Below are 12,588 nucleotides of genomic sequence, written 5' to 3'. Positions count from 1 at the left end.
GGCGACCGACTCAGCTGCCACTGCCCGGCTTCCAGTCCGCGTGGCCCGGCATCGGGGGCAGCTTGATCCCGTACAGCCAGCCGCGCAAAAAAGGTCCGAGGTCTCGGCCCGCGACGCGGGACGCGGTCGCGATGTAGTCCTCGGTGCTGCCGAGTCCGTTGGCGTGCTCACGCACCCAGGTCCGCTCGATCCGCTCGAACGTCGCGGCCCCGACCTTCTGCTGCAGCGCGAACAGTGTCAGCGCTCCACCCTCGTACGCCGGGGTGGCGTACGGCTTCATCAGGCTCTGCTCGCCGGGGAACGTCTTCGGATCGGGCTTGGCGATCGGTCCGTGCTCGAACAGGTTGAGCTCGCGGTCCTCGTAGACGTGCCGCATCGAGTCGGTGACCGAGGTGCCGTACTTCGAGGCCGCCCACTGGCCCTGGTAGAAGACCGCGTGGCCTTCGTTCAGCCACAGGTCGGACCACTGCCGGGGCGACACCGAGTTGCCGAACCACTCGTGCGCGACCTCGTGCAGGACGACGGCCTCGCTGCCGTTGTTCTCGAACGACTCCTTGGTCATCTCGTCCGCGGCCAGCAGCGTCAGCCCCTGCGTCTCCAGCTCGCCGCCCATCGGCGTGATGTACGCACCGGCGCGGCGGCCGGGGAACGTGCCGAGGCGCTGCTCCAGGTACCGCACCGACCGGTCGAAGGACTTCAGCTGCGGCTCGATCTCGCCGCGCCGCGCGGTCGGTACGGCGTACCGGAGGTCCATGCCGTGCGGTCCTCTGGCGTGGATCACCGTGAACGGACCGACGCCGACCTGCAGCAGCTCGGTCGCGAGCTTGCGGCCCTCGCGGAAGAACCGGGTGGTCCGGCCACCGCTCTTCACAGTCGCGACGAGTCGGCCGTTGGCGATCGAGTTCAGTTTGGCCGGGCCGGTGATGCTGACCGCCGTCGGCGCCTTCTGCGCGGGATGGTCGTCGACCGCGAGCATCCGCCGCGCGCCGGACGGCTGGTTGACCGCCTGCACCCACTGGCCTTGCCGCATGAACCCCGGCGGGAACGGCGTCTGCTCGCTCGTCTCCGGCAGGTCGTTGCGCACATCGACCCGTACGACGAACGCCTGACCCTTGGCGACCACCTTGGCCGGCTTGATGACCAGCTCGCCTTCCGGCGTGGTCCGCCAGGTCGCCGGGCGGCCGTTCACCTTGACGGCACTGACCTGCGGGCCGAGCAGGTCGAGATCGAACTCCCGCAGCCGATCCGTGGCCTGCGCGGTGAGCGTCGTACTGGCGGTGTACTTGGTCAGGTCGTTGGCGAAGGCGAAGTCGAGTTTCTGTCTGACCACGTCGTACCCGCCGTTGCCGAGCTCGGGCCAGACGGGATCGCCGAGGCCGAAGAGGCTGAGGCTGGTAACTGCTGCAACCAAAGGAGTCCACATGCTCCCGACCCTAGAAAGCGGGCCGTCGGCAAACATCGACCCACGGTCGCAACCGTCGTCAGCCCTTCGTCGTACTCATCCCTGCGCGATCGCCGGGGAGTCGTCGCTGGTGACGTCCGTACGGCAGCTAGTTCGTGGGGGAAGGCGGCTGCTGGGAGGAGTCTGTGGCCGGTCCGGCGGAGGCTGGGCGCTCGGCAGCGGGCGGCTCGGCAGCAGCGGGCTCGGCGCGCTCCGCGGCGGACGGCTCCGGGGGGATCGGAGGCTGCTCCGCCTCGCGAGTGATCTTCTTCAGCTCGACCAGGGCCCGCGCGGTGTTGCGGGTCAGCTCGGGCAGGCGATTCGCGCCGAAGAGCAGGACGACGACGATCAGCAGCACGATCCACTCGCCGCCTTCGGGCAGCGCCAGCAGTGTCTCCATCGAAAGCCTTCTTTCTCCCCGACCACATTAGCCCCGGATGCGAAACGTAGGCTTCGGGGCATGGCCGGAACCCTGCCCGAACTCTTTGCCGCCGCGGTACGCCGCGACGGCGCCAGTCCGTTCCTCACGCACTACGACGACGTCACCGGGGAGCGGATCGAGCTCAGCGCGGTGACCACCGCGAACTGGGTCGCCAAGACCGCGAACCTGCTCGTCGACGAGTACGAGCTGGAGCCGGAGGAGACCGTCGCGATCGGTCTGCCGCCGCACTGGCTCGGCGTCGTCTGGGCGCTCGCGACCTGGTCGGCGGGCGCGTCGGTGACCACCGGCGAGGGCGATCTGGCGATTACCGGCCCGGACTTCCGGGTCCGTGGCAACCGCGAGTCGATCGCGTCCGCGCTGCTCCCGCTCGGCGGGCGCTTCCGCGACCCGGTGCCGGACGGCGTGCACGACTACGGCGCCGAGGTCTACAACCACCCGGACCTGTTCGTGCCGTTCAACCCGCCGACGGCCGACAGCCCGGCATACGACGGACGCACGCACGCGGAGGTGATCGCGGCCGCGGCGCCGATCGCGGAGCGCATCCTCGTCACCCGCGACCTGGTCGACCCGGCCGGACTCGGTCTGCTGGTCGGGGTGATCTCCGGAGGTGGTTCGATCGTCCTCTGCCGCAACCTCGATCCCGCCAAGCTGGAACGACGGATGGCGGACGAGAAGGTCGACCGGGTGGTGGAGGACTGATGGTGCAGCGGTTCGAGGGCAAGGTCGCGCTGGTCACGGCGGCAGCGCAGGGCATCGGCGCCGCGGTGGCGCAACGCATCGTCGCCGAGGGCGGCACGGTCGTCGCCACCGACCTGCAGCAGGACCGGCTCGACGAGCTGGTCGCCGAGCTCGGCAGCGACAAGGCCCTCGCGGTCAAGGTCGACGTCACCAGCCGCGAGGAGATCGACGCGGCCGTCGCGGCGGCGGTCGAGCGGTTCGGGCGGCTCGACGTACTGGTGAACAACGCCGGCGGCTGCATCGTGAACTCGAAGGCCGAGGACACCACGGCCGAGGACTGGCACCGCCAGCTCGACCTCACCCTGGTCGGCGCCACCCGGTGCATCCAGTCCGCGCTCCCGCACCTGCTCGAGTCCCGCGGCAACGTGGTGACGATCAGCTCGGTCAACGGCCTCGCCGCCTTCGGCAACGTCGAGTACTCCGCCGCCAAGGCCGGTCAGACCGCGATGACCCAGAACTTCGCCGCCCGCTTCGGATCCCGGGGCGTCCGCTTCAACATCGTTGCCCCCGGCACCATTCGGACGCCGAACTGGGACAACCAGCCCGACGCCCTGGTCCGGCTCGCCAAGATGTACCCGCTCGGCCGGGTCGGCGAACCCGAGGACATCGCGGCGGCCGTCGCCTTCCTCGCCTCCGACGACGCCGCCTGGATCACCGGCCTCACCCTCCCGGTCGAAGGCGGGGTCCTGCTCGGCGCCGCCGCCCTCAACCTCGCCGCGAAGGACTAGGCAACCCAACCGTCCACCATGTGGATGGTCACCCGAGGTGAATGTGTAGTAACTCTATCGTCTTTGTATGACTACTACCCCGAGCTGGTCCTTCGAGACCCGGCAGATCCACGCCGGTCAGACCTCCGACGCGGTCACCAAGGCGCGGGCGCTGCCGATCTACCAGACCACGTCGTACACCTTCGACAGCACCGACCACGCCGCCAGCCTGTTCGGGTTGCAGGAGTTCGGGAACATCTACACCCGGATCCAGAACCCGACCCAGGACGCCGTCGAGCAGCGGATCGCCAGCCTGGAAGGCGGGACGGCCGCGCTGCTGGTCTCGTCCGGCCAGGCCGCGACCTCGCTCGCGCTGCTCAACATCGCGGAGGCCGGCGACCACGTGGTCAGCAGCCCGAGCCTGTACGGCGGCACGTACAACCTGTTCCACTACACGTTCCCGAAGCTCGGCATCGAGGTGAGCTTCGTCGAGGACCCGAGCGACCTGGAGTCCTGGAAGGCCGCGATCAAGCCGAACACGAAGGCCTTCTTCGGCGAGACGATCGCGAACCCGAAGAGTGAGATCTTCGACATCGAGGGCATCGCGGGTGTCGCGCACGAGTTCGGCGTCCCGCTGATCGTCGACAACACCGTCGCCACGCCGTACGTGCTGCGTCCGCTGGAACACGGCGCCGACGTCGTCGTGCACTCGGCCACGAAGTACCTGGGCGGTCACGGTACGGCGATCGCCGGCGTCATCGTGGACTCCGGCAAGTTCGACTACGCCGCCAACCCCGACCGCTTTCCCGGCTTCAACCAGCCGGACGCGAGCTACCACGGGCTGACCTACGGCACCGCGCTCGGCGTCGGCTCCGAGCTCGGCAACCTGGCGTACATCCTGAAGGCGCGCGTTCAGTGGTTGCGTGACCTCGGTACGGCGGTGTCGCCGTTCAACGCGTTCCTCATCGCCCAGGGCCTGGAGACCTTGTCGCTGCGGATCGAGCGGCACCTGGACAACGCGCTCAAGGTCGCCCAGTGGCTCGAAGCCCGCGACGAGGTCGACAGCGTCGCGTACGCGAGCCTGCCGTCCAGCAAGTACTACGAGCTGGCGCAGAAGTACACGCCACGCGGCGCCGGTGCCGTGGTCGCGTTCGAGATCAAGGGCGGCGTCGACGCGGGCAAGCGGTTCGTGAACGCGCTGCAGCTGCACAGCCACGTCGCCAACATCGGCGACGTCCGGTCGCTGGTGATCCACCCGGCCTCGACCACGCACAGCCAGCTGTCCGGCGACGACCAGATCGCCTCCGGCGTCACCCCGGGCCTGGTCCGGCTGGCTGTCGGCCTGGAGCACATCGACGACATCCTGGCCGACCTCGAGGTCGGCTTCGCCGCGGCCAAGTCGGCCTGACGGCCGTCCATGAACCAGGATCGCCCGCCCGTGGAGGCGGACCTCTCACCAGGTCAGGTGGCCGGTGGGTGGCGGGCGGGCGATCCTGTCGGCACCCGGCGGTTCGCCGGCATCGGCGGACTGCCGTTGGAGTACGGCGGAACGCTGCCGGACGTGACGATCGCGTACGAGACGTGGGGCCGGCTCAACGCGGCCGGCGACAACGCCGTACTGATCTGCCATGCGCTGACTGGGGATGCGCATGTCGTCGGGCCCGCCGGTCCGGGGCAGCCGACGCCGGGCTGGTGGGACGGGTTGATCCCGGCGTACGTCAACCCGGACGACTGGTACGTCGTGGCCGCCAACGTGCTCGGCGGATGCCAAGGTTCAACCGGGCCGTCGTCGCTGGCGCCCGACGGCCGGGCGTGGGGCAGCCGGTTCCCGGCGATCACCATTCGCGACCAGGTCGCCGCCGAGGCCTCGCTCGCGGACCAGCTCGGCATCGACCGCTGGGCCGCTGTGATCGGCGGCTCGATGGGCGGGATGCGTGCGCTCGAATGGCCGTTGCTCTATCCGGACAGGGTCGCGACGGCCGTCGTACTGGCGTCGACCGGGTACGCGACCGCCGAGCAGATCGCGTGGTGCGCGCCGCAGCTCGCCGCGATCGAGTCCGACCCGCACTGGCACGGCGGCGACTACTACGACACCGGCGAGGCACCCCTCGAAGGACTCGGCATCGCCCGCCGGATCGCGCACGTCACCTACCGCTCGGAGTACGAGCTGGCCACGCGCTTCGGCCGCAACCCCCAGGGCGACGGCCGGTTCGCCGTCGAGTCCTACCTCGACCACCACGCGACCAAGCTGGCCAATCGTTTCGATGCCGGCTCGTACGTCGTACTGACGCGCGCGATGAACTCCCACGACATCGGCCGGGACCGCAACGGCCTGACCCAAGCCCTCAGCGGTCTGAAAGCCCGCCTGGTGGTCGCCGCTGTCGACTCCGACCGCCTCTATCCGGCCCGCCTCTCCACCGAACTGGCCGAGGCCAGCAACGCTCCTCTGCACCTGGTGAAGTCCCCGTACGGCCACGACGGATTCCTGCTCGAGCTCGACCAGGTCGGCGACCTGATTGCCGAGGCGCTGAACCGGTAAGAGATCCTATGACGCATGCAGACGACCTGTAGACACAGCGTGACCACCCGCCTACAGTGTGCGGAATTCATCGGATCTCTGTGGGGGCTCGGATGCGCACAGCTGGTTTCGCCCTACTCGCTGCGGCAACCCTGATGGCCGGACTGACGATGCCGTCCGAGCCGTCCGAAGCGGCACCACCACCGAAGAGCCCCGGCGAACTGGCGCTCTGGTACACCGCGCCCGCGACCGACTGGGAGTCCGAGGCGTTGCCGATCGGCAACGGCGCGAGCGGTGCGATGGTGTTCGGCGACACCGCGACCGAGCACCTGCAACTGAACGAGAAGACCCTCTGGACCGGCGGCCCCGGATCCCAGCAGGGCTACGACTTCGGCAACTGGCGTACGCCGCGGCCGAACGCGCTGACCGACATTCGCACGATGATCAACCGCGACCTCAAGGTCGCCCCCGACGTCGCCACGAACATGCTGGCCCAGAACGAGATCGGCTTCGGCGACTACCAGCCGCTGCTCGACCTCAAGCTCGCCATGCAGCACAGTGGCACGGCGACGTCGTACCGACGGCACCTCGACATCGAGAACTCGCTCGCCGGCGTCCAGTACGCCGTGGACGGCGTCCGTCACACCCGCGAATACTTCGCCAGCGCGCCCGGCAACGTGATCGTCGCGCGGATCGACGCCGACCGGCGCGGCAAGGTCGGCTTCACCGCGAGCCTGACCGGCGAGGCGAACCGCACGCTGACGGCGACCGCCGAACGCGGCCGGATCACCGTCAAGGGCGCGCTGCTCGACAACGGTCTCAAGTACGAGCTGCAGGCGCAGGTGATCACCACCGGCGGCACGAGGACCGACAACGCCGACGGCACCGTCACGGTCGCGGGCGCCGACTCCGCCGTGCTCGTGATGAGCTCGGGGACCGACTACTCCGACGTCTACCCGACGTACCGCGGCAAGGATCCGCACGCCGGCGTCACCAGCCGGGTCGATGCCGCGAGCAAGCTTCCGTATGGCGTACTGAAGGCGCGGCACATCGCCGATCACCGGAAGCTGTTCGACCGGGTCAACCTGGAGCTCGGGCAGGTGATGCCGGACGTGCCGACCGACGAGCTGCTCGCGCAGTACCAGCAAGGGACGGCAACGCCTGAGGCCCGGAAGGCGCTGGAGACGCTGTTCTTTCAGTACGGGCGGTACTTGCTGATCGCGTCGTCGCGCGGCAACTCGCCCCTGCCCGCGAATCTGCAGGGCGTCTGGAACCACTCGACGACCCCGCCGTGGCGCTCGGATTACCACGTCAACATCAACCTGCAGATGAACTACTGGCCGGCCGAGACCACCAACCTGAGCGAGACCACGGCGCCGTTGTTCGACTTCGTCGACGCGCTGGTGCCGCCGGGACGCGTGACGGCTCGCGAGATGTTCGGCGCTGATGGCTGGGTCGTCCACAGCCAGACGAATCCGTTCGGCTTCACCGGCGTGATCGGGTACCCGCTGGCGTTCTGGATGCCGGACGCTGGTGGTTGGCTCGCGCAGCACTACTGGGAGCACTACCAGTTCACGCAAGACAAGCGGTTCCTGAAGGAGCGGGCCTACCCGTTGATGAAGGAGCTGGCCGCGTTCTGGATCGACGAACTGCAGGTCGATCCGCGGGACGGGAAGCTCGTCGTCAGCCCGAGCTTCTCGCCCGAGCACGGCGACTACTCGGCCGGCGCCGCGATGCCGCAGCAGATCGTGTGGGACCTGTTCACCAACCTGTCCGAGGCGGCGCCGCTGGTCGGCGAATCGTCGTCGTACAAGGCGCAGCTCGCATCGATCCTTGAGCGGCTCGACCCGGGCACGAAGGTCGGCTCGTGGGGTCAACTGCAGGAGTGGAAGGAGGACTGGGACGACCCGACCGACCAGCACCGGCACACGTCGCAGCTCTTCGGGCTGCACCCTGGGCGGCAGATCGTTCCTTCGGAGGACCCCGCGCTGGCAGCTGCCGCGGTGAAGACGCTGGAGGGGCGCGGCGACGGCGGCACCGGGTGGAGCAAGGCGTGGAAGATCAACTTCTGGGCCCGGCTGCTCGACGGCAACCACTCGCACAAGATGCTGTCCGAGCTGCTGAAGACGAGCACGCTGAAAAACCTGTGGGACACCCACCCGCCGTTCCAGATCGACGGCAACTTCGGCGCGACCGCCGGGGTCGCCGAGATGCTGCTGCAGAGCCACGCCGGCGTGATCGACGTCCTGCCCGCGCTGCCCGATGCCTGGGCCGACAAGGGCTCGTACGACGGACTGCGGGCGCGCGGCGCGATCACGGTCGGCGCCACCTGGCAGTCGGGGTCGGCCTCCGAGATCCGGGTCCGGCCGGACCGTGCCGGATCCGTTGCCCTGCGCAACCAGATCCTCGCCGGGCCGTTCACCGTGGTCGATCCGCACGGGCGACCGGTCAGGTACCAACGGACCGCCGCCGACACGATCACCTTTGATGCGGCCGGCGGCCGGACGTACGTGATCCACTCCAAGTCCCAGCTCCAGCTCACAGCCCCGACCGCTGTCGCGCTGACGCCGGTCGAGGTCAAGGCGGCGGTGACGGGCACGCTCGCCGCCGGCGAGCTGAAGCTGACCGCTCCGGACGGCTGGACGGTCTCTCCGACCACTGTGGCGGCGGCCGCCGTGAAACCGGGCAAGCCGTTCACGGGGGTCTTCACCGTCACGCCCACGATGGCGTCCGGCGAAGGCGACTTCACCCTGACCGCCTCGCACACCAGCCCCGACGGGACACTCACCGCCCGCGCCGGTACCGGCCTCTGGCGCGTCAACCTCGCCCGCGGCAAACCCGCCACCCAGAGCACCACGGCCCACAACGCCGAAGCCTCCCGAGCCGTCGACGGCAACACCAGCGGCAGCTGGGGCGACAACTCCGTCACCCACACCGCCGAGCCGTCCACCGAAGCCTGGTGGCAGGTCGACCTCGGGCAGCCCGAGGCGCTCTCGCAGCTGGCCCTCTACAACCGCACCGACTGCTGCTCCGACCGCCTCAGCAACTACTGGGTCCTCACGTCGGATTCCCCCATCACCGCCACCTCGCTGGACGAAGCCCGCAACACCCCCGGCGTCACCGCCCTCCGCCAAACCACGGCCGCCGGTTCGCCTTCGCTCGTGGATCTCGACACCACCGCCCGCTACGTCCGCATCCAACTCGAGTCCCAGTCCAACCCGCTCTCCATCGCCGAGGTCAAGCTGCACCCCGCCGGTGGTTAGCGTGCACGGGTGGAGATCACCCGCGAGGTAGCCAACCAGTACGACGAACTACCGCTGTGGTCGGCGCCGTTCGGCCAGCTGATCCTCGACCGCGTCCCGCTGCGGCGCGGCCAGACGATCCTGGACATCGGCGCCGGCACCGGCTTCCTCACCGTCGAACTCGCCCAGCGCTCGGCCGCCCGGGTGATCGCCGTCGACCCGTGGGCCGACGCGATGGACGTACTGCGCCGGAAGGTCGAGTACCTCGGGCTGCGCGAGGTCGAACTCGTCGTCTCGGACGCGGCATCGCTGGACCTACCGGATGAGTCGGTCGACGTCGTGGTGTCCAACCTGGGCATCAACAACTTCGACAACGCTTCCGTCGTACTGGCTGAGTGCCACCGGGTGCTGCGGCCGGGTGGGCGGCTGCTGATCAGCACGAACCTGGTCGGGCACATGCAGGAGTTCTACGACGTACTGCGTGAGTACGTCGACCAGCAGGCGTTGGACGAGCACCTGGCCCACCGTGCAACAGTCGACGGCACTCTGCAGCTACTAACCACAGCAGGCTTCGACGCAACGGTCGACCAGACCACCTTCACCTGGCGCTTCGCCGACGGCACCGCCCTCCTCAACCACTACTTCATCCGCCTCGGCTTCCTCGACGGCTGGCTGGAGCTCGCCGAAGACCTCACCGCCGTCGAGCAAGACCTCAACCGCCGCGGCGAGGTAAACCTGACGATCCCCGCCGCCTGCTTCGACGCGGTCAAACGCTGAAGGCCGACACAACCCGCACAGGCAGACCGGGGGTGGCGACGCCGAACCACAGGCCTCGGCGTAGCCAGCAGAACTTGCGGTGGTGCCGGATCGCCTGCACCACAAGGGATCCGGCGAGCGAGGCGATCAGGAGGCCGCCGAGGATCCAGCTGAACAGGTAGAACTCGCCGAGCAAGGCGCCCGCGAGTACGACGTACCAGACCAGACCGCCGATGAAGGATGCCGGACTGAAGGTGTCGTCCCTGGTTTTCCAGGGGTGCTGGACAGGCAGGCCGCACGGGCACGACGTACTCCCCTCGACCGCCCGCCAAGGACCCGCTGGGCCGTCGGGCTGATAGCCGCTCAGCTGTCCGTCGGTCATCTTGCCTCGCGCAGGGAGTGGATCATGCTTTGGAGGGTTTGGAATGCGGCTGTCTGTTCGGGCTTGGTCATGCCGGACAGCATTCTGACCTCTACGGAACGGACCGCGACGGAGGCCTTCTCGAGGCTGGCTCGGCCTCGGGGGGTGAGCTGGGTGGGGAGCACCTTTCCGACGGGGGCCTGGGCGGGCCTGACCACGTAGCCGTCGCGTTCCAGGGTCTGGAGCAGGACGTTCATCGACTGTCTGGTGACGAACGCACCGCGTGCGAGCTCGGAGTTCGACAGGCCCGGGCGTTGAGCCAGGAGTTCGAGGCAGGAGTAGTGCGTGACGCTCATCCCGAGCGGGCGCAGCACCTCCTCCATGGCGGCGCGCAGCGCGCTCGACGCCTCTTTCAGCAGGTAGCCCAGTGACGTCTGCAGGTCGACACCGTCTTGACTCATGTCAGTATTCTGACATAGCTTCGGGTATGTCAGAAAACTGACACACACCACGAAGGAGCATCACCGTGCCCGTCACCGGCCCCGACTTCATCTCCCTGCAAGCCCACGACCTCCCCGCCTCGCAGGCGTTCTACGAGCAGTACCTAGGCCTCGTCCGCTCCCCGGCCGGCCCGCCGCACGCCGTCGTCTTCGAGACCAAGCCGATCGCCTTCGCCCTCCGCGAAGTCGTCCCCGGCACCGATCTCGCGTCCGTCCCCCACCCCGGCATCGGCGCCGCCATCTGGCTCCACGCCACCGACGTCCAGTCCATCCACGACGCCCTGACCGCCGACGGCCACCCCATCGTCTCCGCCCCCACCGACGGCCCCTTCGGCCGCACCTTCACCTTCGCCGACCCCAACGGCTACCAGATCACCCTCCACGACCGCACCTGACAACCTGCGGGTACGGGCGCAGTACGGGCAGTACGACGACAGCCGGGGTTCCTAGCCTTGCGTCGTCCGAGACCCCAGCGAAGGAGCGTTCGTGAAGTTGCCCGTACGAAGTGTGTCGATGCCGAACCGAGCGGCGTCGATGGTCCTGGTGCTCGCCGCGGCGAGCCTGTCCCTGACGGTCGGCACCACGTCCCCGGCCGAGGCTCGCGAGCCCTCACCGCCGACCAGCTGCAGCTCAGGCGTCGACCGCAGGGCGAAGGCGTGGGCGATGTGCAAGTCCGGGTACGGCACGTTCCGCGTCTGGGCCCGCTGCAACTGGAGCGCGTCGAAGGTGCACGGCCCCTGGACGAGTCCGAGCAAGGTGCGAAGCTCTTCCGTCTTCTGTGCGACCACCGGCAACCCGGCCGGCATCGTGATGGCCTACGGCATCGAGAAGCGCGACGGCTGACTCACCTGGATCCGACCGGTCGCCGGCGTGCGCAGGTGGAGATCACCCGCGCGGCAGGCACTGACGACGTTCTAGCTCCGCGGCCAGGACTCCCACGCCGAGGCGAACATTTCGTCGACGGTGTGGGTGTTCTTCCACTCCAGGTCGCGGGCCGCGAGCTCGCCGGAGGCGACGACGCGGGAAGGGTCACCGGGGCGACGCGGGGCTTCGCCCGGGGTGAAGTCGATGCCGGTGACGCGGCGGGCGGCGTCCATGATCTGGCGGACGCTGGTGCCGGTGCCGGAGCCGAGGTTGTAGACGGGCTCGAGGGTCTTGCCCGAGTCCAGCGCGCGAGCGGCCGCGACGTGCGCGCGGGCCAGGTCGGCGACGTGGACGTAGTCCTTGACCGACGTACCGTCGGGCGTCGGGTGGTCGGTGCCGTAGATCTGCGGCACCTTGCCCTGGGTCAGCAGGTTGCAGACGATCGGGAACAGGTTGTACGGGCTCGCGTCGTACACCTTCGGGTCACCCGAGCCGACCACGTTGAAGTAGCGCAACGACGTGTGGCTCAGCTCGACGGCCTTCGCCTGGTCCGCGAGCAGCCACTCGCCGACGAGCTTCGTCTCGCCGTACGGGCTCTGCGGGTCGGGCGTCGTCTGCTCGGTGACGATCTCGTCCTCGGGCGTGCCGTAGACGCCCGCGCTGGAGGAGAACACGATGTTGCGGACACCGGTCTCGGCCATCGCGTTCAGCAGCGAGACCATCGCGGTGACGTTCTGCGTGTAGGTGTGCATCGGCTTCTCGACCGACACCCCGGCGTACTTGTACCCGGCCAGGTGCACCACACCGCTGATTCCGGCGAGCGTCGACCGGACCACGTCGGTGTCGAGCAGGTTCGCCTCGACGAACGGCACTCCCTCGACCAGGAACTCCGGCTTCCCGCTGGACAGGTCGTCGATCACGACGACGTCGATCCCGTCCGCCGCGAAGGCGCGCACCACGTGCGCTCCGATGTACCCCGCCCCGCCAGTCACCAGCCAAGTCATGAGGCCCATCCTGCC

13 protein-coding genes are annotated in these 12,588 nt (G+C 68.9%); 8 read left to right on the top strand and 5 right to left on the bottom strand.

Annotated features, from left to right (window positions below; genetic code table 11):
• Positions 1 to 10: 10 nt before the first annotated feature.
• Together ACYVIO_RS14635 and ACYVIO_RS14630 are read right to left on the bottom strand one after the other, a co-directional pair.
• Positions 11 to 1,423, bottom strand: coding sequence for a M1 family metallopeptidase (locus ACYVIO_RS14635; protein WP_460651289.1), 1,413 nt, complete (start codon positions 1,421 to 1,423; stop codon positions 11 to 13).
• A 127-nt stretch (positions 1,424 to 1,550) separates the two neighbouring features.
• Positions 1,551 to 1,841, bottom strand: coding sequence for a twin-arginine translocase TatA/TatE family subunit (locus ACYVIO_RS14630; RefSeq protein ID WP_460651288.1), 291 nt, complete (start codon positions 1,839 to 1,841; stop codon positions 1,551 to 1,553).
• 60 nt (positions 1,842 to 1,901) lie between these two features.
• Here ACYVIO_RS14630 and ACYVIO_RS14625 point away from each other — a divergent pair, with 60 nt between their 5' ends.
• From ACYVIO_RS14625 to ACYVIO_RS14600, 6 genes are all read left to right on the top strand, one after another.
• Complete coding sequence (locus ACYVIO_RS14625) at positions 1,902 to 2,582, top strand: TIGR03089 family protein (RefSeq protein WP_460651287.1); 681 nt, start codon at positions 1,902 to 1,904, stop codon at positions 2,580 to 2,582.
• Positions 2,582 to 3,349, top strand: coding sequence for an SDR family NAD(P)-dependent oxidoreductase (locus ACYVIO_RS14620; protein WP_460651286.1), 768 nt, complete (start codon positions 2,582 to 2,584; stop codon positions 3,347 to 3,349). Before ACYVIO_RS14625 ends, ACYVIO_RS14620 begins: the two co-directional genes overlap by 1 nt.
• Positions 3,350 to 3,416: 67 nt before the next feature.
• Entirely contained in the window at positions 3,417 to 4,736 is a 1,320-nt protein-coding gene (locus tag ACYVIO_RS14615) for a bifunctional o-acetylhomoserine/o-acetylserine sulfhydrylase (protein ID WP_460651285.1), read from the top strand.
• 30 nt (positions 4,737 to 4,766) lie between these two features.
• Positions 4,767 to 5,867: a homoserine O-acetyltransferase MetX gene (gene metX / locus ACYVIO_RS14610; RefSeq protein ID WP_460651284.1), complete on the top strand. Its 1,101-nt coding sequence runs from the start codon at positions 4,767 to 4,769 to the stop codon at positions 5,865 to 5,867.
• A 92-nt stretch (positions 5,868 to 5,959) separates the two neighbouring features.
• Complete coding sequence (locus ACYVIO_RS14605) at positions 5,960 to 9,109, top strand: glycosyl hydrolase family 95 catalytic domain-containing protein (RefSeq protein ID WP_460651283.1); 3,150 nt, start codon at positions 5,960 to 5,962, stop codon at positions 9,107 to 9,109.
• 9 nt (positions 9,110 to 9,118) lie between these two features.
• Positions 9,119 to 9,865, top strand: a complete 747-nt coding sequence (locus ACYVIO_RS14600) for a class I SAM-dependent methyltransferase (protein ID WP_460651282.1) — start codon at positions 9,119 to 9,121, stop codon at positions 9,863 to 9,865.
• Here the strand turns inward: ACYVIO_RS14600 and ACYVIO_RS14595 are convergent.
• Entirely contained in the window at positions 9,855 to 10,226 is a 372-nt protein-coding gene (locus tag ACYVIO_RS14595; RefSeq protein ID WP_460651281.1) for a hypothetical protein, read from the bottom strand. The genes ACYVIO_RS14600 and ACYVIO_RS14595 overlap by 11 nt on opposite strands.
• Entirely contained in the window at positions 10,223 to 10,666 is a 444-nt protein-coding gene (locus ACYVIO_RS14590; RefSeq protein WP_460651280.1) for a MarR family winged helix-turn-helix transcriptional regulator, read from the bottom strand. The genes ACYVIO_RS14595 and ACYVIO_RS14590 overlap by 4 nt, the downstream gene beginning before the upstream one ends.
• A 65-nt stretch (positions 10,667 to 10,731) precedes the next feature.
• On the opposite strand from ACYVIO_RS14590, the gene ACYVIO_RS14585 reads away from it, so the two are divergent.
• Both ACYVIO_RS14585 and ACYVIO_RS14580 read left to right on the top strand, forming a co-directional pair.
• A complete protein-coding gene (locus ACYVIO_RS14585) occupies positions 10,732 to 11,100 on the top strand; it encodes a VOC family protein (RefSeq protein WP_460651279.1) in 369 nt (122 codons plus the stop codon).
• Positions 11,101 to 11,191: 91 nt separating this feature from the next.
• Positions 11,192 to 11,548: a hypothetical protein gene (locus ACYVIO_RS14580; protein ID WP_460651278.1), complete on the top strand. Its 357-nt coding sequence runs from the start codon at positions 11,192 to 11,194 to the stop codon at positions 11,546 to 11,548.
• 71 nt (positions 11,549 to 11,619) lie between these two features.
• Here ACYVIO_RS14580 and galE read toward each other — a convergent pair whose 3' ends face one another.
• Entirely contained in the window at positions 11,620 to 12,573 is a 954-nt protein-coding gene (gene galE / locus ACYVIO_RS14575) for a UDP-glucose 4-epimerase GalE (protein ID WP_460651277.1), read from the bottom strand.
• Positions 12,574 to 12,588: the final 15 nt, after the last annotated feature.

It is taken from the genome of Kribbella endophytica, from assembly GCF_054781295.1.
This window is presented reverse-complemented; position numbering and strand designations above follow the sequence as displayed.

Bases quoted from the DNA above. Each gene is read 5' to 3' on its own strand.
- ACYVIO_RS14635 (WP_460651289.1), bottom strand. From the start codon at position 1,423: ATGTGGACTCCTTTGGTTGCAGCAGTTACCAGCCTCAGCCTCTTCGGC.
- ACYVIO_RS14630 (WP_460651288.1), bottom strand. From the start codon at position 1,841: ATGGAGACACTGCTGGCGCTGCCCGAAGGCGGCGAGTGGATCGTGCTG.
- ACYVIO_RS14625 (WP_460651287.1), top strand. From the start codon at position 1,902: ATGGCCGGAACCCTGCCCGAACTCTTTGCCGCCGCGGTACGCCGCGAC.
- ACYVIO_RS14620 (WP_460651286.1), top strand. From the start codon at position 2,582: ATGGTGCAGCGGTTCGAGGGCAAGGTCGCGCTGGTCACGGCGGCAGCG.
- ACYVIO_RS14615 (WP_460651285.1), top strand. From the start codon at position 3,417: ATGACTACTACCCCGAGCTGGTCCTTCGAGACCCGGCAGATCCACGCC.
- ACYVIO_RS14605 (WP_460651283.1), top strand. From the start codon at position 5,960: ATGCGCACAGCTGGTTTCGCCCTACTCGCTGCGGCAACCCTGATGGCC.
- ACYVIO_RS14595 (WP_460651281.1), bottom strand. From the start codon at position 10,226: ATGACCGACGGACAGCTGAGCGGCTATCAGCCCGACGGCCCAGCGGGT.
- ACYVIO_RS14590 (WP_460651280.1), bottom strand. From the start codon at position 10,666: ATGAGTCAAGACGGTGTCGACCTGCAGACGTCACTGGGCTACCTGCTG.
- galE (WP_460651277.1), bottom strand. From the start codon at position 12,573: ATGACTTGGCTGGTGACTGGCGGGGCGGGGTACATCGGAGCGCACGTG.